The following is a 24,002-nucleotide window of genomic DNA, read 5'->3' as shown; positions in this document are numbered from 1 at the left end:
GGGACAAATAAAACGCCCCCGCTTTGGGATTGGATTTCTCCGCCGTCCAGTCGAGGCGTGAACAACCGTGTTTAATAGCAAAGTTTGCGATAAACCGAATCAACGATTTACCGACCCCCTGACCTCGTGCAATCTCTGATGTAAAGAGCTCTTTCATAAACGCCTGGGCGGAGCAAAGCGGCGCAGGGAACATCAACGTGAAAGTCGCAAACCCCACAAGCACCCCGTTTTTACGAGCGCCGACAACCGTCACGCCTGAGTAGGTGGAGAACACTTTGTCTGCAAGATAAGTACTCATATCGTCATAGCTGACAACGCCGTGACCAAAGTAATAATTCTCCATTTCGACAAAAAGACTGGCTAGTTCCGGCACATCTGCAACACAACATATCGCAATTTCCATCCGTGCATTCACTCATTATTTATCGTTTTCCATCGCTCGAATTTGCCATAACGTCCGTGTTGTGAATATGAAATCTTCCAGCTATGAAAAAAGCAAGATAGAGGGCCGTTTTGAAAACGAAAAACATCCTACGTTAAGCCTGTTTCTTAAGCAGGGATGACAGGCCCGTTTGAGCGAGGAGCGTACATGAACACTTCGTATCACTAGACGACATCGTACTCGTCAGTCTCACTTCAACAGCAGTCGTATTCCCAAAAAGGCCATAAGGCCTCCGCTTAGTTTATCTATAAACTTACGGTATTTCATGTAAGCCTGACGTGGCCCGTCAGTTGATAATAAGCACGCAACGACTGCATACCAGAGCACATCAATAACGAATGCCATTGTGGGCAGGATGATGTACATAACAGGCTGAATATTTTTGCTAAGCGCTGCGGAAAAAATACTGGCAAATACCAGCGCAGTATGGGGATTGCTGATTTGCGTAAAAACGCCAGTCATAAAAGCTTTTGAGACGCTTACTTCCTCTGTACCGGCAGAATCATTAAAACGATTTGAAGGACGACGAAACATTTTCAACGCCAGCCATAAAAGATAGCAACCGCCTGCAACCTTAAGTCCTGTGTAAAGTGATGGGACCAGAGTCAGCAGGGTGTGAAGACCTGCTAACGCTATGGCAGCAAAAACAGACGCACCAAAACCCATACCTGCAGCAACAGATAAAGCCGCCCGTCTCGAACTGGACATGGCCATTCGGGCGACGAGAAGAAAGCTAACTCCCGGGCTCATTGCACCAAACAGGATAGCTACGCCAATAGCAGAAACCGCGATCAAATCACTTGTCATTCATCTTCTCCATCATTAATTAGTGTCAGACAGCTCCCTCATTGCTCGAACCGCACACCCTATGAACTTCTCCCAGTTAACAACATAACACTATGCCAACAACGTCCGCTATTGGCACAAAGCTGCCCACGGCTGCAACTATGGGGCTATGAGTGAAAAACGGATATGCCCCTCACAAGGCCAAAGGATTGCTAATAAGAAATCGAAGTTCTTACCGGATTAAAAAATAAACTTGAAAATGTTTTCAGGATCCCCTCAAACTGGACATATTCTTTTAAATATCACCTTTTCTACATGGAGCACGAAATGCTGAATTACTTTTTTTTCAAAAGGGTAAGCAAATTGTTGTACTGGAAAGCTCGGACGTGGGCAAAGCTTCTCAACTGATTGAACAAGGCTACGAAAAACAGTTTGAAGAGGTCAGTGCCACGAATGAAAAAAACGCGCTTGCACGCTTTGCTGATATTCGCCGAGATAACCAGATAGATCGCGATAACTTCCTGGCAGGCGCTGGGCCTATGCCCCTTATAGGTGGATTAACGGCCATTGCTGCTTATCTTGTTAGCAAAAAGTAGCTCAGCTACGAACGGCTGAGGGTGAACCGCCGGAAAAATGCACCCGCAATATGGCGGGTGATGGTGTACGCTCATGGCACAAAGCTGCCCACTGCTACGAGCAAGGGCGGCTATGAGCGATCAGCAGACGTTCGTAATTGAGTCGCCATGGAATTTGCTAACGATGCCGTGTGTCAATCAACTGGGAACAGGTCACCCCACCTATGGCCGTGCGCTTGCCCTGCTCAAACGCGAAGGTCGATGTCCGCCTGACGTTGAACACCGTCAGATTAAGTACCGGAATAACGTCATTGAATGCGACCATGGCAAGCTGAAAAGGATAATCGGCGCCACGCTGGGATTTAAATCCATGAAGACGGCTTACTCCACAATTAAAGGTATTGAGGTGATGCGTGCACTACGCAAGGGCCAGGCTTCAGCATTTTATTATGGCGATCCCCTCGTCGAGATGCGTCTGGTAAGCAGAGTTTTTGAAATTTAAGGCCTTTGAATAAGACAAAAGGCTACCTCATCGCGAACTTTGCAACAGTGCCGAAATTAGCTATAACCCGTTATAAAGATACGGCTTAGGTGATGAATAATTAACTCTGAGAGTCCGTAATGAAATATGTCAATGGGTAACTGTGGCTATCCTTTACTCCTTTATTGGCTAAACCATTTTTCTCTGCCTGCTCTGCGCTATAAATAACGCGTCCTGACTCGGAAGCTGTTATTTTCTCCAATTCAGCCGGAGTAAGCTTTGTGCAAGATGTGTAGACGTTTCGGAACAATGCGTTGTAACTGTCATCTTCCTCCAAGATCCTTCGTGCCTGATCAGGTTTCATATAGTCAACTTTTTCATAACCCAATGCAGCGGGATGCAGTATAAATCTCGCCATGGGCATGGTATAGCGCTCACTCGATGCGCAGTAAATCATCGTGGCTGCTGACCCTGTCATAGAAGCGTTAATAATACTCAGCTTTTGTGGATTTTTTCGAAGAGCCTCGTATGCCACGTATCCTGCATCCATATCTCCACCGTCGCTGTTAAGGTAAAGATCAATGTTCTTTACGTTGCGATAGTTTGATTGGACATCCGCAAGCGAGGATATCAACCAGGTCACTGTTTGATTATTTACTAAGCCGTTAAAGTAAACCCCGACTTCGTTAACCTCACCGTTTGTTACCGTATCACCCCGGATAGAAACGACATTTGCATTCACACCTGTAGAGGCAATAGCCGCAATAAATGCTATTAATATTTTTCTCATTTTTTTAAGTTTCTTAGTTAAATGGGTATTCACAACGAATAACCGCTAGGATGAAAACCAATAAATTATACCTAACTATCTTTATAAAACTATTCACTGTGCTATTTGTTAAATACGCGATCAGTTGGCTGCACACGGCAAAGACAAACAAAATACTCACGCATAGCAGGACTGATGATCATAAAAGGCAAAGGGAAAAATGTTTAGGTAATGGCTGTCCACTTCCATTGCCGGTTCCTGCGTACGCGTGTGTTTTTTTGAAAAGTTGAAAGCAAAGATACTACATGAAACGAAGATTTTTAACGCTATTTTGCGTGTGAGCGCAACGCTGCAATCCTCATTCCAGATAAATTACCCGGTCTGCCGAAGCTATCGTCGTCTCTCGATGCGCAATGATTACCTTTGTGATGTCTAAAGTTTTGATCGCGAGATTCACCATAGTCTCACTTTCCTTGTCCAGGGCGCTGGTAGCCTCATCTAAGAACAAGACTGCAGGTTTCTTGTAAATCGCCCGAGCAAGGAACAGTCGTTGTTTTTGACCACCTGATAACCCTTCCCCTAATTCACCGATCAGGGTTTCATATCCCATGGGCATTTGCTTGATGACATCATGCAGGTAGCTGGCTTGGGCACATTCCTGCATCCAGGTTTCATCCACTTCGTCTGAGAATCCGCAAATATTTTCCCTGATGGAGCCAGAGAACAGCTTGTCATCCTGCATTACGCAGGCGATCATTTTGTGGTAATTATTGATACCCAATTGCTGAATATCGATACCGTTCACCTCGACTCGGCCATAATCAGGATAAAACAGTCCACACAGAACCTTCATCAGGGTGGTTTTGCCCGAGCCGGACGGCCCAACAATAGCCACACTTTCACCTGGTGCGATAGTGATGTCCAGCCCGTTGAAAATGGGCGGAGACTGGCTGTCATAACGATAACTAAGTTCTCGCGTTGCCAGCGACATCGGCTGAAGACGAGCCTCATAAGGGAGGTCTGGCTTACGGTTTTCCTGCGGATGCAGGGCGATATCGGCAATCCGCTCGTTGTGCAGGCTCATCATACGCAATTGCAGTAAGAAATTGGTTAACGACCCAATTCTGTCAGAGAACTGTCCGCGAAAAGCGCCGAACGCGACGAACATACCGATAGTCATTTGGTTATCGATTACCAGGCTGGTTCCCAACCATAAGATAACCACCTGATCACAGGCAGAGACAAGGGTGTTAATGCCGCCAAACAGCATGTCCATCTTAGTAACGCGGATCCCGGTATTGATGGTATCGATTTCCAGGTTGAGCCAGTGGGCACTGCGTCTTTCTGCTATCCCCTGCATTTTAACAGTGGCGATGCCGTAAAGAGTTTCCATGAAATATGAGCCAGCTCGGGCATTTCTTACTAAAGACTCCTCTGACAGTTGCCTGTAATAACTGTAGGTCAGCAGGCGAAGGAGTACATATATGGCAGTGAAGGCCATAACTATCCAGGTTAATCCCCCCCCGTACAAAATCATCATCACGAGCACGCCGATCACCATGATCATGTCCATGATGGCGCCGACAATACTGGCCGTGAAGGTGCTGCGCAATGCATCCAGAGAGCCAAAGCGCGATTGAATATCACCCAGTTTGCGACGTTCAAAGTAACCCAGGGGAAGTCTCAACAGATGGTTGAACAGCCCAGATTGCCACTGTACGTTAATGAGGGTAGCCATGACCAAGGAAGACCAGGCCCGCACCATGCTGACTGCTGCCCGCAGCAGAATAAAGAACAACAGCCCCGCGCAGATTAAGGTCAGCAGTCCGCGATCGCCGGCAGGGATCGCATGATCCATCACCAGTTGTGTACCCACCGGCATCACAAGGTTGATGGTTTCAATCACCAGTGACAGACAAAAAATCTTACCTAGCGTGGCTTTTAGCCCATGTACGCTGCCCATGAGCGTGCTAAGCCTGAGCCGATTTTGCACGGTGTCTGCTTTGAACGCTGCTCCTGGCCAGGCCTCCATTGCCACGCCGGTGAAACTGTGCGACAGCTCCGCCATATTAATCGTTCTGCGGCCTCGGGCCGGGTCATGTATGACCACGTAATTACGCCTGACGCTCACCAGAACGACAAAGTGGTTAAACTCCCAGTGCAATATGCAAGGCTTTTTTAGTGCGCTGAGATCGTCGATATCCAATGAAAGAGGGCGTGAGGATAAGCCCAGCTGTTCGGCAATACCGGTTAATCCGGACAATGTTGCGCCACGCGCCGAGAGGTTGAACTGTTGGCGTAGTGCAATCAGGTCGACGTTCTTACCATAGTGGCCACAGATCATCGCCAGGCAAGCGAGGCCACACTCAGAGGACTCAGTTTGATGGACTAGCGGGACGCGTTGCCGAAGCCGGATGTCGAGTTTGCCGAGCAGTTTTTTGACAGAGAGCCTACTCATTGACCGGTCCCGACGCGCTGTTTTTCATGTCGTAGAACGGTGATAGCATCCACTGATATATTTTCCTTTTTTCCAAAAAAAGCGTGCTCTCGGCTTTCATCCCGTTTTCCAGGCTCAGGCGTTTACCATTATACCTAATGGTCTGCTTCTCGGGTCTGACGATAACTTTGTAGTAAGGGATTGTAGAAGTCAGCGCGGCTTTAGGCGCCCCCTGATAGGTCAGCATTTCCTTGGGTGACGCCGGTGCCTTGGAAATCACTGACACCGTGCCGGCGAACTGCCCAAACTTCTCTACTGGGAAAGCTTCATAGCGAATGTTGACCCGCTCACCCGAGGAGATATAGGGAATAGCATCATTGGGTACCCAAAGTACCAGAGAGTAGTGATCAATGCTGTGTGGTATCACCTGCAGTAAGCTGTCGCCAACGTTGACCATTTGTCCTACCGTGACGCTAAGGGAGTCGACGCGACCTTCAACCAGAGCACGGACGATGATGGTTCCGCCGGCATCGATATTCAGCAGCTCTTTTTTCAGTTCGTAACGCTGTAGTTCCATCTGATAAATCTGGTTATCAAACTCTGAGGCCTGAGTGTGAATTTGACTTTCCAACGCGGTGATCTGCAGGGAATTTTGCTCGTTTTGGGCTGAGAGACCCAATAGATTGTTTTGCTGTTGATAATACAACGCCACCTGATTGGTGAGTTGATCCTTATTGATAAGCCCCTTCGTTTGGTATTGCCGGTAGTTTTCCATATTCTCTTTCATAATACGGAGCCCTTCCTCAGCGCGCCTGAGTATGTCTGTGGAGCGCTGGAAAGCTGCGGTATATTGTGCCTTTTGTTTCTCCAGCATCCCGACAGTGTCTTTTTTGCTGCTTTCCAGCCGGCTGATGATTTGTGTAATGCGATCAAGCTGGTCATCTATATCCCGGCGTTGGTTGTCGCTGACAACGCCGCTGCGGGTGCTTTTGCTTACATCAATCTGGTAAATAGGCGTGCCCGTTTTGATGACCTGCCCTTCAGTAACAAATTCTTTGACGATCACCCCCTGAACCCCAGAATAAACGTTAGCCACGCGCGGATATGTACTAATCTCTCCGGTGACATTAACTCTGCGGGTGTAGTTTACAGTGATAATAAAGGTCAGGAAGGCTGTAATAAAGATGAGGCATAAGGAGGGGGTAACCCAAAAGGGAATTCCGGGCAGGAGAAGCGCTCTACCACGCCATTTCATTTTCTGATTATCGATCGCTTCCTGGCGAAACACGGTCTGTACATCCTTATCGAGTGGGTAGGTGATACATCACGTTCATTATTACATAACTTTACGTTGCTACAACAAATGTTATTTTAAAAGCCTATTTAACGTCTTATACTGAAATTTACTTATGCAGAAGCATGTAAATCCTCGATGCTTGCGATTCTGGCCAGACATTTTATCTCTTTCAACCTCTGCGAACTTGGTCGCAAATGAGATCCAATCTTGGGTCATCACGTAGAACCGGGCTATATCCAGTCCAGAATGGTATCACTGTTATGTTTGATGTCCTTTTCCGCCGAACATACGTCGGGTGAGGATAAACTCAGTGAATTAATATATTCATATATTTCAATGATTTACAAAAAAATTAAACCTTGTCATATTGTTTAAACGCAAATCGACAAATACAAAAGAAAATGGCTTTTGACAAAGTTTTAAAAAATCGAAACTAAATGTAACTAAATATTTAAAAACTGACAAAAAGCTTACTTTTGGCGTATAACTACTTTGGACATTTGATGAAGAGGTTTACGAAAAGAGAAAGCTATCACAGTACAGACGTGTTTTTGCTTTGTATTTCATTCTTTATATGGAATGGATATGTGTATTGGTAAAAAGGTAAAAAAGGGTTATAGACTTTCTCCTGTTGCAAGTGTCCGCATCACTGCTAAAGATTTTTTTGGTGGAGACCAAATCTATAGTAGAAAACAATCTAATCATAGCGAGGGTAAAAAATGATAAAAGAACTTTCTCAATCTGAATTAGCTTTAGTCGCAGGCGGAAATGCTAACTCTAATTACGAAGGCGGCAGTAGTCGAAACAACCAACACAATCGATCTTCTTGGAGCCATATGGCTCAAAATGCGCCTACTCATATATACGGTGGTCCTGGAACGGTTGAGTGCGCAAATGGGGTTTTTGGTGCTCTGGCAAAAAATTTTCCTAACGCAGGGAAAATGGCGGTGGGTGTGGCTAAAAATGCAAGTAAATGCCTGTCCGATAATGGCGGTCGCGGCGGCGCTTTTGGCGGCGACTCCAATGCTAACAGTGTTAATGGTCAATGCCATTGGTAAAGGCTGGTGAATAGTCTTTATTAAGCTAAATTACCCTAAAGTGATTATCACTTTAGGGTAATTAAGAGCATTATGTTCAAAAACTGTGAAAAGGCTTACTGCAACGTTAAACTCAAAAAATTCATGCATGAGTGTAAAATGACAGGATAAAGAAGCCCGCCAGTGCGTATACTTATGTAACAAAGCAACAATCCAGAAATAAAAATATTTAACTGTTGATAGATTTCGTAAGAGTTGAAATGAAATGCACAGAAAATAAAGGTAGTTACTAAACAACTCACCAACCTGTTGTTATTGGATTTCAAACTAATAACACCCAATATAAATCCTCTAAAAAAAATCTCCTCGTATAATGGGGCAATAAATACGAGCACGATGAAGAGAGGGATAGTAACAGGGGTGCTATCATACCCAGCCCGCTGGCTGTGGATATGAATTAACTCTGAGGCTACAAAGCAAAATAGCAGTAAAATTAAAAGTGTAATGATATTGCTTTGTGAGGCCGAGAAACTAAAGTTAATGCCGTTTATTTTTTTTGAAAAATTTTTATAAATGTACGTGGAAAGAGATAGTTGACAAATCAGCATAAATACTATTGCGTCGTCAAACCCAACTTGAAAATAACTCGTTAGAATATAAGGAGAGATGGTAAATAATAGGTAAGAAAATATTATAACTAATGATTTTTTTTTAATTTTAGGTATTTCTGAGGCGTCGCCTATCATTTTTCAGCCCTAAAACATTGCATTGTCAGAATTACTGATTCAGACAGGTTAAATGATTTAAATCATCGTTAATTAATCTATAAAAGCCATTTTAAAATGGCTTTTATAAGTAAATAGGGAGTCAAACGCTATCTTTATGATGTGAGTTGGTTTTTTCTGAGATCCAAGATCCAGCTTTAAGCATGAAACATACAAGAAGCAAGCTGCCGACAAGACTTAAGAGAGGATGAGCCGTATACTGGCTTCCTAAAGGATTAAGTGGGGAGTAGTGTATGACTAACAAAGACAATATCAAACCTGCTAACACAAACATAAACTTTTTCATGATCCTCACCTTTTCAATTTAAAATTAATATAACAAGCATGTTTTATGGTCATTTTAGTACTAAGGCGCTTGTAATGGTTACGCTAAATACAGAGCCATTTTAAAATTCCTAACTAGCATCCGATAGTAGCTCATACCATTTTAAGTTTCAAAAAAGCCTCACATTATGAGAAATTATAACCTCATAAGGCTTCAAAATCCAGCAAGGCGTTGGTTAAAATATTATAATATCTCCCTCTCAATCATGAAGTTAACAGATCCGCATGGCCATATTGTATGGGTTGCAATTCTTTCCTAAATTCTCCGTCACGAACTTTATCAAAAACTAGTCTGTGATCATTTCTACAGTTATTTAACAAATTTAGTGATCCAGCAAAAGATGACACGACGGAAGTATCTGTCTTTCTTCTCCGCCAAAAGAACTGTTTCGCTGATAAGCGATAATAGGGTACCACTTGATCATGAAGTCTGCCTGAGCATGGCCACCGCGTCGGCGCCGGGCATGGAGAACTGCACCCGGTGGCGCGCCGCCACGTCCAGCGCAAATATTCGCGTGTAGACCTCGGTCGACTTCATGCTTTTGTGCCCCATCAGTCCCTGCAGCACCTTCAGCGGCACCCCGGAGTACAGCATGTGCATGGCGTAGCTGTGCCGCAGCGTGTGCGGCGTGACCGGTACTGAGAAGGTGACGCCGTCACCGGCGGCCCGGGCCACCGCGTCGTTCAGCCAGGTGCGCACCGTACGGTCGGTCACCTCCCACATCCGCGCAGCCTCCATGCGGCCGGTGCGCTTGTTTTTTCGCTCGAACGGAATGCGCAGCGTGGCGATCATGCTGTTGAGCCGGTTGAGATACTGGTTATCGGACAGCGGAACCAGCCGGTGTGGCACGATCTTTTTCGACGGCGCGCCCGGACCGCGCGCGGCCTTTTCCTGCCGCTGTTTGAGCGTGACCAGCGACACGTAGGGGTACGGCGGTGACAGTGAAAAATCGGCGCGCGTCAGGGCCAGCCCCTCGTTAATGCGCGCGCCGGTGTTCCACAGCGTATCGATGCAGGTCTGCTGGTACAAATCAGGCAGGTAGTGCAGCAATGCGCTGACCTCCACGGCGAGCAGATACTCCGGCATATCACCGTGGGTCTGAGCCATGCGGCGCAGGGCCAGCGCGGCGGAGTAGTCTATTGAGACGGTCTGTGGCAAAGACTGTGAGTTAAAATCCTGTGGGATAAGCATCGTCATATCATTCATACCCGGTATTTTTAGTGTCGTCAGCCGTGGGTCAACAACGGCCTAAGCGGCGTATTCCTCAGGGTTAACACCCCCAATCGGCTCGCTGTTCATTCTGCAGACCGCGCAGATACAACAGGTGCGAATCCATGCAGTCCAGCTCACAGGAGGCCTTGCCCATCATCTCACCAAAGTGCCGCGTATTGATGTACTGCATTCCCGCCAGGCTGGGTTCTCCGGTCCGGTTCTGCGCATAACGGAATGCCGTGGCCCGTGCATCTGACTCAATAAAGGCGTTAACCACGGCGTCGAGGGTCGCGTAATTATCCTTAGGAAAGGTGTTATCAATGTCAATAACCAGCGACCTGGCCATTGGCCAGAGCGTATTGAGGTTGTGATTGTCCGTTTTCTGTTTATAACGTTCCGGGAGTGCGACCAGATCAAGGGCCGTGCTGATGATTTTTTTCAGCATCAGCTCAACGTGGTGTCGGTACAGAAACACAATCGGGTACACCAGCGTATCCTGGTCGCTGCCGGTGGTGTCGACGTGCGCAATCAGCAACTCGGCCGCCTGCCTGTACCCTTCCGAATAGGCCCAGTGCTCGGGGTGGAAGCCGTTGATACAGGCGTTGTTGTGCCAGTCTTTGGCATAGGTAAACAACGGTTGCTTTGGCGATTTGGCCATCTTCAGCCCGCCCCGTTCTCGTGATTTTTTTCAGCAATAATCTCCTGCGCGATCGCGCAGAACTGCTCATGCTCGGTTTCCAGGTAGTGATAATAGATGCAGGCATCGCGCTCGGTCAGCCCGCGCGGGTTGCCGGTAAAATAGCCGCGCAGTACCTCAATGGCGTGGCGGTAGGTGGCCAGGTCATACGCCCAGTCCGCGAGCTCACCGGCCGCGTCCAGTTCCTGCCCAAACTCCGCGTACTTCTGCTCCAGGATATCCAGGCCAAGCTGGGTGGCCGCATGCACGTTACTTTCATTCCTGTGCGCGACCGCGTTGCGGATCTTTTCAAACTGATAGCCGAACCCTTCTTTTCCGGTGATCGATGCAAACATACTTTTCTTCCTTTGGCCATTGTGCCGGTGAACATTGAGAAAGGTGACGTTAAGTGATGGTATTCAGGTCTGATAAATGAAGGGGGGGATAATAAGCCAAGATATAGTCACTTGTCTTACTGTCACCACACATAAAAATAGCCTGATAATTTTCACGAAATGCAATTAGTGACGGCACCCTTTGCACGGTTCCGAGTTATTCCCCACAGGCCGTTTTCGGAAGTGTAGCACGGGTGTTTCACGCCGCCCAGCCGCGTTCAGGCGTCTTACGCCCTCACTGAAAACACTCCATTATACATTATATAGTGTTTTAAAAATAAATATTTCCCACATAGGCGAATTTTGCGCAAAAAACCGCCACCCGCTGTGCGGAGATCCGAAACTCCCTTTTTTCGGATCTCAGCGGAAAACGAGAGATGCAGGCATACCCCAAACATATCCATATGCCGGACATCTGCATAGGTATAACATACGCATATCCTCAACATCTGCATATGCTTTACCTATACAAAACTGTTCCAGAGGCATATACTTCACCTATGCGGGAATATTCCCTGGCACTCTCAGCATATGAGGAAAAACCATGCGCACAGTTTCTATTTTTAAAAACGGCAACAACCGCGCCATCCGTCTGCCCCGCGATCTGGATTTTGAGGGGGTAAGCGAGCTGGAGATCGTCCGGGAAGGGGACAGCATTATCCTGCGCCCCGTCCGGCCGACCTGGGGCTCATTCCTGGAGCTCGAAAAAGCCGATCCGGACTTTATGGCGGAGCGCGAGGACGTTGTCAGCGACGAAGGACGATTTAACCTGTGAACAAAATGTATATGCTCGACACCTGTATCTGCTCGTTCATCATGCGCGAGCAGCCGGAAGCGGTGCTGAAGCGTCTGGAGCAGGCGGTGCTGCGCGGCCACCGTATCGTGGTCTCGGCCATTACCTACTCCGAGATGCGCTTCGGCGCCACCGGCCCGAAGGCCTCGCCGCGTCACGTCCAGCTGGTTGATGAATTCTGCGCCCGCCTCGACGCCGTCCTGCCCTGGGACCGCGCTGCGGTGGACGCCACCACGGAGATTAAAGTGGCGCTGCGTCTGGCCGGGACGCCGATCGGCCCGAACGACACGGCGATTGCCGGACACGCCATCGCCGCCGGCGCTGTGCTGGTGACCAATAATACGCGGGAGTTTGAGCGGGTGCCGGGTCTTGTGCTGGAAGACTGGGTAAGATAACGCTGTAAAACAAAATAGGCGGTCTGGCGCTGCCGGACACTCTTGCAGTCAGCGGTATATAAAGGAATAAAAGATGCCTCTGATCACGCGGCTTATGCTGCAAAACTTTAAAAAGTTTCCGGAACTGGACCTGCGCTTCACTAATGACCGTAACATTCTGGTCGGTGACAATGAGTCCGGGAAAAGTACTATTCTGCTGGCCCTTGACCTTGTGCTGAGTGACAGCAGGCACCGGGTCGAGGCATTGGGTGTAGAATCGCTTCTGTCCCAGGCAGCAGTCAGGCATTTTCAGGAAGGTGAGCGCCGCACCGAGCTGTTACCCGTGCTGACAGCTGACGTTTTCCTGAGTAATGGGGGAGATCCTGACCTGAACGGTAGGCAAAATCTGGCGGGTATAGATGCGGATGGTCTCAGAATGCGCATTGCACCAATGACGGAGGAATACGGTCAGGATATTCACAATGTACTACAGCAGGATCCCGATAATTTTCCCTATGAATACTATTCCGTGCGGTTTAGTACCTTCTCCGGTGGTCATTTCGCCGGCTTCAGACGCTATCTGCGCCATCTGCTGTTAGACAGTGCACGCATCGATAACGAGCACGCCGCACAGGAATATACGCGCACAGTTTACAGCGTCAATGTGCCGGTGGCCGACCGGTACCGGCTTGAAAACAGTTACCGGCAACAGAAAATGCTCTTCTGCACCCGGCATCTGTCAGCCATAAACGACACGCTGGAAACGTATCAGTTTGGCGTGCGTTCCGGTGCTAAATCAGGTCTTGAGGCGAATCTGGACATTACCGAGGACGGTATTTCCATTCGTCACCGTGGAAAAGGAAGGCAGTGCTTCATCAAAACGGAGTTTGCGCTGCAGCGGCATCAGCAGCAGGGAGAGCTCCACGCACTGTTGCTTGAGGAGCCAGAGAATCATCTCAGCCATGTCAGTATGAAGAGGCTGGTTAATCAGCTTGCCACTGAACGGCAGACGCAGGTGTTTATTGCCACACACAGCAGCCATATCTCCTCCCGCCTCGATCTACGTAAGGCAATCCTCCTCGGGTCTACCCGGCCGGTACTGATGAATGAACTTTCCGCTGAGACTGCCGCCTTCTTCATGAAAGCACCGGATAATAACGTGCTGGAATTTGCGCTGGCCAGACGTGTGCTGCTCGTGGAGGGGGATGCTGAGTTTATTCTGATCGAGGCCTTTTATCGCCGCCTGTATGGCAGGGCGCCGGAGGATGACGGGGTTCACATCATCGCTATCGGCGGAACAAGTTTCCGTCGTTATCTTGAACTGGCCCGTCTTCTGGAAAATCGCGTCGCGGCCCTTCGCGACAATGACGGCAACTATCAGCAAAACTGCGATGAACGCTATGCTGACGTGCTTTGTTCTCGCTCCCGGGTATTTGCTGATCGCGACAACAACCGATCCACATTTGAAATCTGCCTGTATCAGGATAACGCTGGTCTGTGTGATGCGCTTTTCCGCGGAACCCGCCGGACACTCACGGTGCAGGATTACATGCTGGCCAATAAGGCAGAAGCAGCATTCCGGCTGTTACAGCTGCACGCCGAAGAGCTGACAGTACCTGATTATATTCAGGAGGCACTGGCATGGATAAGAGAGTGATATTTGCGGTTGCCGGCTCGGGCAAGACCACGCTGCTGATACGGCGGTTGAGTGAGGACCGACGGACGCTGATCCTGACCTTCACCGTGAATAATGAAGCGCATCTGCGGGCGCAGATTATAAGACGTTTTGGCTTTATCCCGGACGGTATCAGGGTAATGACCTGGTTTGAGTTTCTGCACGGTTTTTGCTTCCGGCCTTTCCTGCAGGAGCAGTTGGCATCGCGTGGCCTGAGCTTCGACCAGCCCCCACCCAGACTACCGCGCACGAATGCCCGGCATTATCAGGATCCCTCCGGACGGCTGTATCACCGGAGGCTCGCACACTTGCTGACAGCCCGGGGGCTGCTGCCGGATATCCGTACCCGGCTTGCCCGTTACTACGATGAACTGCTTGTCGATGAAGTCCAAGACTTTGCCGGACATGACTTTAATTTTCTGCTGGAGCTCTGCCGCGCGGAAATCACTGTGCTGTGTTGCGGCGATTTTTATCAACATACCTTTGATACAAGCCATGACGGCAACGTTAATTCAACGCTGCACGATGACATTACGCGATATGAGGCCCGCTTCGACGCAGCAGGTTTCACGGTTGACCGGGATACGCTCAACCGAACATGGCGTTGCTCGGTTTCAGTGTGCGAGTTTATCACCGGGCAACTGAACATCCGTATCGCTGCCCATGGGATACATGCCACCCTGATTGAAACGATCACAGATGCAGAGCGCACAGCCACCCTGCACGCCGATAATACGGTGATTAAGCTCTTCTATCGTGAACATCACCGTTACGACTGCTATTCCATGAACTGGGGCGTCAGTAAAGGGCTCGACCACTTTCAGGATGTCTGCATTGTGATGGGACCCGCCCACTGGAAGCTTCTAACCCGTCAGGAACTGGCAGCCCTTCCACCGTCGTCCCGTAACAGGCTGTACGTGGCATGCTCACGGGCGCGCGGCAACATTTATTTTGTTCCAGAAACTCATCTGCGCCGATTCCGAAATTGAGTTAGCTGCTTCTCAGTAGGGCACAATTCAGAAATAAAGCTGAATGGCCAACGACGTCACTTCAGGCTGGGAAAGTGCGGATCCGGTTTTTACTTTTTTCGGATCCGAGAAGAAAGAGAAAAGAAAATCGGGTTTTAACTGGACGTGTACGTCAACAACCCGTACACTTACATCTTTATGCCGTACACCTATATTATAAAATCAGCACGCAAAAAAGTGAGGTCCTGATGGACATGAAAGATCAACGTATTGAACTTCGTCTTCCTCAGCAGCAACTTGAGGAACTGGATAATTTTATTGACAGCATTGACAGCCAGTATAAGCCGTCACGTTCAGATGTCCTGCGTTCCTTTATTGCACAGGGTATTCGCGGGAAATTTACTCCGGCCGGTCAGGATGCAGAGATGTTTCCTCTGATGGCGCGCCTGAACATCTTCTTTCAGATTTGCCAGCAACTCCGCGCTGACAATAAAGGGCTACAGCCGCTTTCGCGCGCCAGCGACAACCTGCGATTTTCAATCAGGAATTACAAGGAAAGTACCGTTACTGCTGAAGCACTGGTTCGCCACGTTTATCTTCAGCGCTTTACCTGGTTCTATGAGCTTGACCAGGCTCATCTGAAGGCAATTAACAAAACCCTGGGCCAGGGGACACTCGTCCTGTCGCTGATGAACCCGCGGCACACCCCGGAGATCTGCAGTGTTCTGGACTCGGTGATCGCCATGCGTGACATGTTCGCCCGGATAGACAGTGTGATAAAGGAGGCTGAAAATAAACTGGAGGCGTATCCAGACAGCGCTCTCAGTAACTCGCTGTCCCGTATTGACGGATATGCGCGCGACAACGGGGTCCCCCTGCGCTTCAGGGGCTATCCGGATACGGAAGACTATACGCAGCAGATCCAGATGTGGTCCATGCTTAACTGGATTGATATCGGGGAAGGCAGCCACTCTATCTCCGAGTCCGGCCAGCGTCACGATCAGGATCTGACGGGCAAGTACGCCATCATGCTTGAGGTGTACAGGAATATAACCCTTAATCAGAGGTTCGATCTGGACGCTCTGGAGCAGTTGGTCAAAAACCGTCAGTTTTTATCCTGATCTGAACCTGCAGCCCCGGAAGGGGTCACCTGGCATTGACCAGACCTAAAGATAATACCCGGAAAAACCACGCCTGTGTGGCCTTTACTACAGTGCTGACGAGATGACTGAAAAGGATCAAAAAATGCAATCCATTGACCTCAAAGCCTCCCTGCCATCGGGAGCAAAAGAGAAGCTGGAGAATGGTTCATGGCGGTGTATTGGTGTCGCCGTCCAGGACACTGCAAACGGGAGAATGGTGGCGAATCTGAAGACCGTCGTGACGGAAGAGAGCACCGATTATACCCCGGCGTTATTCGTGGCCATACAAAATGAAATCGTCGTATCGCAACAACTTGTTTCAATGCAGATAAGAGAAGGTTTCCGGCGCCTGGAGGCATCTGTATCACAGTCTTTCAGGCAGCTTGAGGGAAAAATAGATCTCCAGACAAACATGGAAATGGGGAAACTGGTCGGAGAAATTAACCATTTTTTCCTCAGTTACGAAACATTGAAGTCTAGGGATGTGGATAGAGCTGACAGGGTAATGGATACGGGAGGACTGTTAGCGGCCAGGCTCGCCGGAATGATCGATGTGTTAATTGACGATTATTTTGACACCGCAGAGATAACCTATGTCTGGTCCCGCGATACGCTCACAACAAGCTATAAGGCCTACCAGGCAGACAGTCGTCACCATCAATTCTGGCATGTGAAGAAAATTACCTACCCCGATCTACGGCAGTCACGGGTACAGCAATTCATCCCGGCACTGATTGAGATGATGAATCGACTGAACATTATCTCCGTCTGTTTCCGTCAGGAGCTGTACATGGGCTATGAGGAAACCCTGAAGACTCTCCGTTCCAAGTTGATGGCTGCCCTGGAAAAGCTGGTCTTCGGACTAGATGTTCAAAATTCGGAATATGACGACTATGCCCAGCGTGTGTTTGGGAAGGATGAAAAGGGAAGATGGATTTATGAAAATGAAGCTGACAGGCTCTCACAACATTTTCCTGATTTTTCAAGGAACAATCTTGGAGCCAGGGTTTTCCGCCAGGTCATTCATACGCAGGATGACTTGACTCTGGTCAGCAGCGTCAGGGAGGTGCTCAACATGATTGCCAACGTGGATAAGCTCCTGATGCGGGGAGAGGATCTTGAATGTGGCGCGATAAGTGATTCTGAATCAATAGCGCTACTACGTGAAGAAACATTTCCACTCCGTCAGAACAAACCTGTGCTTCCAGACAATAGGTAGCCACCATTAAGGCATTTTTGGCTGACGTGACACCTGCGCTGGCCGTCCGCTATGCGGAGGAGATGCTCGATACCTATCTGCCGTATATTGCTCGTACCTTTGTTGACAGCCCCGTGATAAACCGCAATCCCTACTACTTCGCCTGGGATGCAGCGCGTAAGCTGCCAGACGAGGTGCTCAGGAAGATCCGCGAAACGTTTGGGGCCTTTGCTAAAATTAATGACCGCGCCCGCTTTGCTGAGCTGACGTCAGAATGGCTTAACGACGACGAGATCACGCTGCTTTGTGAGCCCTTTGAGTACCCGAAGCACGGCTAAACCGCAATAAGCCAACTTACCGAGCCCACGTCATGTGGGCTTTTTTTATAGTATGGATACGGGACCTGGGCAGTTTTTAGGTTTTCAGCTGAGACAGATACTCCTGCATGAATACAAATTCAGTTTTATTCTGGCCACACCGCCTCTTCCTCGGTGTCGGTGTCGGTGTCGGTGTCGGTGGGAATATCGTCGTATTGTGCATTTTCAAGGTCGAGTTCAAAAATGGTGTCGTCAAACGTGAGATCAATGAACTCTGCATTTGATTTCAGTCCGCCGGCAAACCCAATTTCCAGCGACGCGCTGAACGACTCCTGGTGAATGAGTATTTCGCTCGTTTCCACCACGCCATAATGCACCTTGTCTTCCCGATCCCAGTTCGCGGCCGAATAGTCCGTAAAATCGTAGGACGCCCTGAGCGTGACGCCAAAGGTCACATCATAGGTTGCCCCATCGATGTCCACATCGATTAACTGCATCTGCGTTATTTCAATACCGGTAATATCCACGTCGGTGAGTTCGGAATCGACGTCGCCGGATAAATCAGGCAAAAATTCTGCCCCTTCAAGCCTCCCTCGCGCCCTGCTTAGGACTTCCTCTTTTACCAGCTCGAGTGCGCTGTCTGCGAATACTGACAGGTCTCGTAGCTCCTCATCGTTCCTGTTTACCAGATCAAGCAACTCGTCCACCGTTTTTAGGTGGATAAAGTGCTCGTGTATTTCGGCTACGGCCTGCATGTCCTGATCGCCGCTAACAATGTAGACACTGTGTGAACGCTCTCGGGCTACCGCGTCCACTGCGGCCAGGGTAAATGCGTCCGGAAATTCCGATTTTTTTGCCTCCTTATGAAACGGCGGCATTCCCGTGAAATACGCATCGAAAATCTGCTTAGGATTAATTATCTCTACCGAGATATTTTCAGTCAGACCATTATCCACCAGCGTCCTGAACTTAGCGGTAGCTTCTTCCAGCACAGCCTCTGCAGAAACCGTGGTAAAGAGGCCACCACCGGTCGCCTGCGCGGCGATATGCAGAAATGAGGCTTTCTTCTGGAATCTTTTCAATTCCGTTACGGTTTCTTCGGCATATTTTTTTAAGTGAGCTTCAATTTCAGATCGTACGACGTCAGTGATTAAAAGATGAATTTTTTCTTCCCGGACCAGTTCTTCAAGGCGTGCTAACGCAAAATGACCGAACTGAAACTTTTTCTGTTCGTAGGCGGAAGTATCAATAAATACAAGACGCGTTTGTAGCTCCATATGCATTCCTCTCTTATAGAGATTTTCCTAGTGTATCACTCGCCGGCAAGTCTTATTCCTGAGCACTCGCTCGCAAAAATTGAACTTAAGTGTAGCGAGGTTTTTCGTCCCGGAAAGGTCCACAGCGATATACCGTACGATGACATCACGTTGCAGGCCAAAGACTTGCTAGAAACGTTCAGACAGCGCGCCGGTGGCCATTTGGAGTTTGTGCCTGGGGTACGCTGATCCACTCAGGACAATGACCGAATGCAGGTCGAAAAGCGTTAACCGCGATTTCGTATTACTCAAATTAGGGTAAAAATCCCGCCTTTGCGGGCTTCTTACTTTCTTGTTGGAGCCGGACGAAAACGCGCGTCCAGACGGGCTACCAGCTGCGCGACGGACTCCGTTGAACCTGCGTAGATTTTGCGAAGCACAAACTCTATGATCTTATAGGCCTGTTCAATATCAGGAGAGTTGACCTGATCCAGCTCATGGCTTCCTGCGTTGCCCAGCCATTTGATGGCCATCAGCGCTGACTGATGTTCGCTATACGTCTGCGATAAGGCCTCAATACGTGCGTGGAGTGTGCGCATTTTTGCCACGCCCAGCGCGGTCATCAGCTCTTCCAGAGCGATTCGGATTACGTTCGCCGCAGCGCCCGGCGCGTTGAGAAACAGAGAAAACGACTGCGTCAACGGCAGCGCGACTCTCTCCGGGCACTGCGTGGGAATAGCAAAGGGATGTAGGGAAGGAGTGAAAAGTCTGGCCTGAAACAGGTGGTAGTGTCGGTCTTCATACTCGCCGTCCTGGTTTTCATGGACATCGCCGGTGCCGCTGACCGCGACGACGGTTTTACAGAGGGCGCGCTCACATTGCAGCAGGCAGCTGAATACCAGGTGGATATCCTCAATCTCACCGTCCATTTTTTTCCAGCGTGCAAGGGACTCCGGGATCACCTCGTAATGAAAGGTTCCCTCCTGTATCGCCAGAGAGGCGGATTGACAGGAAGGACAGGTCCAGTTCGGGCAGTGATTTTCAGAGAAATTTCTCAGCAGTGATTCGTACATAGATATTGTGCCTTACGATACGATCCGGATATCTAATGACTGGATGGGCATCACCGCGCTTCTTCTATCCGCACCGGTGTGCCGATTTGCCTTTTGCAGGCGAGTGATTTTCGGATTTAGCCAGAACGCGATGACCTTTTCGGATCAATGACGGTTTTGGAAAACATTATAGGGGTGTCTTCAGCGGGACATCAATATGCCCCTCTTGTTCACCAGGAACTTACCACCGTGATCCAAAAGATGCGGATGAATCATTCCACAGTTGTGAGTAGCAATTTATAACTAGGGGGATTCCTTAATGTTGGTCTGTGGGCCCGACGATGTACCAGAGGCAGCAAGAGCGCCGTTGGGAAGAGGTATTTCTGGAGCACCGTATTGGGCCACGTAGCTCCTTACAAATAAATCTTTCTCAGTATCCAGTTTTTCAAAAAAACGGAACAGTACACCAATAAAGTCATCGATAGCACCCTTCTCTATATCAATGGAGTTATACCTAATGTTGAAATGATTATTTTCGTTACAGAAGGTCTGAATCTCATCAAAATTCTTAAGTACGATGCCGTTTGAGTGAACCAGACAATTCCTGATAAACTTTATGCATCTTAGATACTGCCATTCTTCCTTGTATGAGTCTGAATTAAACCGGCAGGTGTTATCAAGATAATCTGCAATGTTCTTCAAAGCAGACCGATTTGACAACTTACCGAAGTTGTCATGTTGTTGCATGACCTCCTGATTGAATAGCGAACAATAGCGTAACAATGTGAACTCAACCTGATTGTATAGGGATACTAGTATTGTTTCCCGATGGAAATTAGGCGAAATACTTTTTGCGTAAATCAACTCTTCAACGTAAGCATCTACAATACTTTCATGATCCTCTTTGTCCGCATCATTCAGCTCACTATTCATTGAATCTTGAATGTCATCTCCAACATTCTCCCAGTAGATCTCACTGTGAGTATGGAAGTTTTTTATATTATATAGTTCTCGTTTAAAACCATGCAGAACATGAAAGAATGAACAGGCAAAAAAATCAATTTTCATTTGAATATCCTTTTATGGACTAGCAGGCATATTATTACAGTAGCAGCTCATAGCGGATCGCCTCAGCTTTCCGGCGGCCAGTGTTGGTCAGGGTGAACGCAAGGTTTAGTGACGCGTTGCGGTATTTTTGGACAAGCCCGTAGCGTTGCAGCGTGTGCAGTGAAGTGCGCAGATTGGTGGCATAGATATCTTTACTGGCGGCGGCGTTGAGCAGGCTCAGCAGCTGCATGACGGGCAGCGGTGCATCGTGGCCGCGTGCCTCCAACGCGGAGAGGACCAGGAGCACCTTTCTCTGAAGTTCTGATATTCGCATGGTGTATTCCTTATTCATGTGCCACATGAATACTACGCGCATGCATAAAGAAACACTATCCATGTTTAACATGAATAGTGCTAAATTAAATCATACTTTTCAAGTGCTAGTGTAAACTAGCTGCTCAGCGTAGATTACAAAGTACTTGATATTTTTTTCAGAATGCCTAATATGTATACACGCCTCGGCTGCAACCGGGCGTGTATTAATTAAGACTACTTACTTATCAATCTGAAGAATCTTGTTTTTCACAACCTTCCGGCCCTTTGCAGTAATCTTACCTACTGCGTAGGGCACTCCCCACTTGCAAATGAAAAGTGGTACCCCCATTCCTGTGAACCATGTTGTTAGAAATCCGATGATTGCGGGTACCGCAACTACTGCTACAGCAATCATTGCTGCTAAGAAAAGGAGTAGGGTAATTGCCCTGTACCACTTATCTTCAGTAATGGCGATGTGAATGTCAGGTAGGATCCCAAAAATGATTTTGGCGATTCCTAGGAGCTCAGGTTTTACTACGTCGGTAATTGTAATCATGGTATTGTTCCTCAATTAGGAGATGGATTGGGGGGACTGCAGGAGTTGAAAATTTCATTTCAATGCCTTTTTTTGGATACATTGTTGCCGTGGGGGATTAATACCCTTTGGCGTGTTAATTGATTGTCTATACTTTCTTTACTTCATTGTTGTTAACCGTCCATAATGTTGTCCTCCAGAGTAACTACGTTAATGTGTGGCCACTGCCTTTTACCGAATTTTGGCAAAATGGTATCCAGCTGCTGGGCGAGTTATTGATCGCGAAGGCGGCGGATGAATAGCTATGTAGAATTGATGGGATTAATTTCTGACTTGTCTAAACGAAAAAAAACTTCACAAGGGAAGTTTGATTACAAAGCGATGAGATAAAATTCAGGCAGGCACAGGTTTTTATACCTATGGTTTCCTTCTTGATGATCTTTACACGTTGTTCTCAGCCTTAGATGTTGTCATTCCAATCGGTGAGTGGTAAAATTCCTGTCGAGGAAAGTTCACTCTTCATAGAATCTATTTTCTCACCTTCCCCCGTCTTTGTCAATTCAGCCCCCCCTGAAATAGCCTCTTTTTTTCATCTTTTCAAGAAAATAGCTTGCATTTAAAAATCAAATTTCAATTTCTTCGTTCTTGAATCATTTTACACACAATATTACTCTGCAAAGTCTTTCGAAGTATTTTCTACAACCAGACCATTCTTCTCTGCACTAATACTTTGTATTGTTAAATTCAATTAGGGTAATTCAGTTTCCTTTGAAACTTATTCATGTTTATACCAATACTGCACCAACCTTGAGACCATTAACTCAGTCGAGTTTATGTCATTTCTGGTTTGTCCTTTGCTTCAAGAACATCATTATCTCATCCTGGATAGCGGGTTAGCACGTACAGTTTTCAGGTTTTTGCTTCCGCCCTCTCCTTTCTGCGTGACCCGAACGCCGCCGCAGGGCTACGCATTTCGCCCCTTCCGCGTCCAAGCACTTTCTCTTTTCACGGATTGAGGTTTACGCGGAGACTGCCCAATCCTCTTTTCACGAATTAGGGTTTACCGCCAGACGGCCCAACTTTCTCAGGCCACCCTCGGGTAATAAGGCTTTAACCACACTATCTGATTCTATTTTAACGTTTTGAACTCCATATTTTGTGGTTCTGGTTTTTTTTTTGATTTTTTTTTCACCCTACCGCCTGCTGGTTACCCTTGCCGGTATGTCGGGTGTAATTTCATTGGATTCAGTGGCTTGTATACTGTCTGATCTGGTCAGGCGGCAGCGACGGGGCGTTGCTGACCGCTCGATCGGCAGGCGGGTTTTCTTCACACTGTATTTAATTACAGGATAACAGCCGGAAGCTGGTTCTGCGACGTCGATTGCGGAGATTAAAAAATTGAGCCTTATACCTCACGAAAGTTTTCAGAATTCACGTAGCGTCACCAGCGGCTACTTTAACTACGACGCCCTGACCCTTCTCCAGATGGCCATGACCGCCGGCGTCTGTATGCCCCACTACCTGCTCGCCCCCGAGGTTAGCCAGCTTTTGCCCGTCCTGCGGGGTCTGACCCAGCGCCTCTTCGGGGAAGCGCTGTGGAACACCGGCGCCCGTCTGAACGAATGCCTGGCCCTGCAACCGTCGCACTTTAACCTCGACAAAGGCTCGCGGTCGTTCGTGGTAATCAGAACCCTCAAGCAGCGCACCCGAGGAGGCACTCGTAGGCCTGCGGCAGCTCAGCACGTATCGTGCTGCTGTTTGATGAAGCGTACGTGAAGCGGCTGCGGGTGTATTTTCAGACGTTCAGGCCAAAGAAGAACGAACCCCTCTGGAACGTGAAGAGCGACGAGACGCCGCGCAGCTGGGGCCGCGCCGCATTCCGGCGTACGAAAAGTGACGATGTCACTTTTCGTTAGCGACCACTACCCCGAAAACGTTCAAGCACAGCTTTGCGATGCACTTAATTCAGTCACACGTGCCGATGAAAGGTAAGCGTAAACCCAGCACCGTATGTAGCCATTAAGCCAGTACTGATAACTTAGACGCCCACCTGTTACAGACGGACATCTAAGTATGGAATCCCAATCCTGGCGAAAAGAACCCCGTAAAAATT

General features: G+C 48.3%; 24 protein-coding genes and 1 pseudogene. 10 read left to right on the top strand and 15 right to left on the bottom strand.

The window, feature by feature from the left end:
- A partial coding sequence (locus AACU55_RS14380) for a GNAT family N-acetyltransferase (protein ID WP_134707122.1) occupies positions 1 to 403 on the bottom strand: 403 nt, incomplete at its 3' end.
- A 228-nt stretch (positions 404 to 631) separates the two neighbouring features.
- Positions 632 to 1,249 (bottom strand): LysE family translocator, encoded by a 618-nt coding sequence (locus AACU55_RS14375; protein WP_134707121.1) that lies wholly within the window; start codon positions 1,247 to 1,249, stop codon positions 632 to 634.
- A gap of 365 nt (positions 1,250 to 1,614) precedes the next feature.
- Here AACU55_RS14375 and AACU55_RS14370 point away from each other — a divergent pair, with 365 nt between their 5' ends.
- Together AACU55_RS14370 and AACU55_RS14365 are read left to right on the top strand one after the other, a co-directional pair.
- Entirely contained in the window at positions 1,615 to 1,824 is a 210-nt protein-coding gene (locus AACU55_RS14370) for a hypothetical protein (RefSeq protein WP_205569705.1), read from the top strand.
- A 196-nt stretch (positions 1,825 to 2,020) separates the two neighbouring features.
- Positions 2,021 to 2,305 (top strand): annotated as a pseudogene (locus AACU55_RS14365) (DDE-type integrase/transposase/recombinase); the annotation flags it as partial.
- A 100-nt stretch (positions 2,306 to 2,405) separates the two neighbouring features.
- On the opposite strand, the gene AACU55_RS14360 reads toward AACU55_RS14365, so the two are convergent.
- The 3 genes from AACU55_RS14360 to AACU55_RS14350 all read right to left on the bottom strand — a co-directional run bounded on the left by AACU55_RS14360 (position 2,406) and on the right by AACU55_RS14350 (position 6,778).
- Positions 2,406 to 3,107, bottom strand: coding sequence for an ATP-dependent Clp protease proteolytic subunit (locus AACU55_RS14360; protein WP_134707119.1), 702 nt, complete (start codon positions 3,105 to 3,107; stop codon positions 2,406 to 2,408).
- Positions 3,108 to 3,411: 304 nt separating this feature from the next.
- Entirely contained in the window at positions 3,412 to 5,511 is a 2,100-nt protein-coding gene (locus AACU55_RS14355; RefSeq protein ID WP_134707118.1) for a peptidase domain-containing ABC transporter, read from the bottom strand.
- Entirely contained in the window at positions 5,504 to 6,778 is a 1,275-nt protein-coding gene (locus AACU55_RS14350) for an HlyD family secretion protein (protein WP_134707117.1), read from the bottom strand. The genes AACU55_RS14355 and AACU55_RS14350 overlap by 8 nt, the downstream gene beginning before the upstream one ends.
- Before the next feature lie 728 nt (positions 6,779 to 7,506).
- Here AACU55_RS14350 and AACU55_RS14345 point away from each other — a divergent pair.
- Positions 7,507 to 7,845 (top strand): hypothetical protein, encoded by a 339-nt coding sequence (locus tag AACU55_RS14345; protein ID WP_134707116.1) that lies wholly within the window; start codon positions 7,507 to 7,509, stop codon positions 7,843 to 7,845.
- A 95-nt stretch (positions 7,846 to 7,940) separates the two neighbouring features.
- Here AACU55_RS14345 and AACU55_RS14340 read toward each other — a convergent pair whose 3' ends face one another.
- The 4 genes from AACU55_RS14340 to AACU55_RS14325 all read right to left on the bottom strand — a co-directional run bounded on the left by AACU55_RS14340 (position 7,941) and on the right by AACU55_RS14325 (position 11,178).
- Positions 7,941 to 8,432 (bottom strand): CPBP family intramembrane glutamic endopeptidase, encoded by a 492-nt coding sequence (locus AACU55_RS14340; protein WP_240785703.1) that lies wholly within the window; start codon positions 8,430 to 8,432, stop codon positions 7,941 to 7,943.
- A gap of 922 nt (positions 8,433 to 9,354) precedes the next feature.
- Complete coding sequence (locus AACU55_RS14335; protein WP_134707114.1) at positions 9,355 to 10,131, bottom strand: tyrosine-type recombinase/integrase; 777 nt, start codon at positions 10,129 to 10,131, stop codon at positions 9,355 to 9,357.
- 73 nt (positions 10,132 to 10,204) lie between these two features.
- Positions 10,205 to 10,804, bottom strand: a complete 600-nt coding sequence (locus tag AACU55_RS14330; protein ID WP_134707113.1) for a hypothetical protein — start codon at positions 10,802 to 10,804, stop codon at positions 10,205 to 10,207.
- Between the two features lie 2 nt (positions 10,805 to 10,806).
- Entirely contained in the window at positions 10,807 to 11,178 is a 372-nt protein-coding gene (locus tag AACU55_RS14325; RefSeq protein WP_134707112.1) for a hypothetical protein, read from the bottom strand.
- Between the two features lie 583 nt (positions 11,179 to 11,761).
- Here AACU55_RS14325 and vapB point away from each other — a divergent pair.
- The 7 genes from vapB to AACU55_RS14290 all read left to right on the top strand — a co-directional run bounded on the left by vapB (position 11,762) and on the right by AACU55_RS14290 (position 17,705).
- The gene (vapB, locus tag AACU55_RS14320; RefSeq protein ID WP_047596145.1) at positions 11,762 to 11,992 is read left to right on the top strand and encodes a type II toxin-antitoxin system VapB family antitoxin; all 231 of its coding nucleotides are present in this window, start codon (positions 11,762 to 11,764) and stop codon (positions 11,990 to 11,992) included.
- Complete coding sequence (locus AACU55_RS14315) at positions 11,989 to 12,405, top strand: type II toxin-antitoxin system VapC family toxin (RefSeq protein WP_134707111.1); 417 nt, start codon at positions 11,989 to 11,991, stop codon at positions 12,403 to 12,405. Before vapB ends, AACU55_RS14315 begins: the two co-directional genes overlap by 4 nt.
- Positions 12,406 to 12,478: 73 nt before the next feature.
- A complete protein-coding gene (locus tag AACU55_RS14310; RefSeq protein ID WP_134707110.1) occupies positions 12,479 to 14,041 on the top strand; it encodes an ATP-dependent nuclease in 1,563 nt (520 codons plus the stop codon).
- Positions 14,026 to 15,048 carry a DNA helicase UvrD gene (locus AACU55_RS14305; RefSeq protein WP_134707109.1) on the top strand — a complete coding sequence of 341 codons (1,023 nt, stop codon included), beginning with the start codon at positions 14,026 to 14,028 and terminating at the stop codon, positions 15,046 to 15,048. The genes AACU55_RS14310 and AACU55_RS14305 overlap by 16 nt, the downstream gene beginning before the upstream one ends.
- Before the next feature lie 233 nt (positions 15,049 to 15,281).
- Positions 15,282 to 16,148 carry a hypothetical protein gene (locus tag AACU55_RS14300; protein WP_134707108.1) on the top strand — a complete coding sequence of 289 codons (867 nt, stop codon included), beginning with the start codon at positions 15,282 to 15,284 and terminating at the stop codon, positions 16,146 to 16,148.
- Positions 16,149 to 16,272: 124 nt separating this feature from the next.
- On the top strand, positions 16,273 to 17,388 hold the full coding sequence (locus AACU55_RS14295) for a hypothetical protein (protein ID WP_134707107.1): 1,116 nt from the start codon (positions 16,273 to 16,275) through the stop codon (positions 17,386 to 17,388).
- 17 nt (positions 17,389 to 17,405) lie between these two features.
- Positions 17,406 to 17,705, top strand: coding sequence for a hypothetical protein (locus tag AACU55_RS14290; protein WP_134707106.1), 300 nt, complete (start codon positions 17,406 to 17,408; stop codon positions 17,703 to 17,705).
- A 125-nt stretch (positions 17,706 to 17,830) separates the two neighbouring features.
- On the opposite strand, the gene AACU55_RS14285 is transcribed toward AACU55_RS14290, so the two are convergent.
- The 6 genes from AACU55_RS14285 to AACU55_RS14260 all read right to left on the bottom strand — a co-directional run bounded on the left by AACU55_RS14285 (position 17,831) and on the right by AACU55_RS14260 (position 23,536).
- Positions 17,831 to 18,961: a PIN domain-containing protein gene (locus AACU55_RS14285; protein ID WP_167686181.1), complete on the bottom strand. Its 1,131-nt coding sequence runs from the start codon at positions 18,959 to 18,961 to the stop codon at positions 17,831 to 17,833.
- 323 nt (positions 18,962 to 19,284) lie between these two features.
- Entirely contained in the window at positions 19,285 to 20,013 is a 729-nt protein-coding gene (locus AACU55_RS14280) for a DUF4145 domain-containing protein (protein WP_134707105.1), read from the bottom strand.
- Positions 20,014 to 20,295: 282 nt separating this feature from the next.
- Positions 20,296 to 21,060, bottom strand: coding sequence for a hypothetical protein (locus tag AACU55_RS14275; protein WP_134707104.1), 765 nt, complete (start codon positions 21,058 to 21,060; stop codon positions 20,296 to 20,298).
- Positions 21,061 to 21,094: 34 nt separating this feature from the next.
- Positions 21,095 to 21,373 carry a chromosome segregation protein ParM gene (locus AACU55_RS14270; RefSeq protein WP_134707103.1) on the bottom strand — a complete coding sequence of 93 codons (279 nt, stop codon included), beginning with the start codon at positions 21,371 to 21,373 and terminating at the stop codon, positions 21,095 to 21,097.
- A 219-nt stretch (positions 21,374 to 21,592) separates the two neighbouring features.
- Entirely contained in the window at positions 21,593 to 21,910 is a 318-nt protein-coding gene (locus tag AACU55_RS14265) for a hypothetical protein (RefSeq protein WP_134707102.1), read from the bottom strand.
- Between the two features lie 1,410 nt (positions 21,911 to 23,320).
- Complete coding sequence (locus tag AACU55_RS14260; protein ID WP_167686180.1) at positions 23,321 to 23,536, bottom strand: hypothetical protein; 216 nt, start codon at positions 23,534 to 23,536, stop codon at positions 23,321 to 23,323.
- Positions 23,537 to 24,002: the final 466 nt, after the last annotated feature.

The sequence above is a fragment of the Rahnella sp. CJA17(1/100) genome (genome assembly GCF_963881615.1).
GTDB lineage: Bacteria > Pseudomonadota > Gammaproteobacteria > Enterobacterales > Enterobacteriaceae > Rahnella > Rahnella aceris.
The sequence above is the reverse complement of the archived record's forward strand: the minus strand, read 5'-3'. Positions and strand labels throughout refer to the sequence as shown.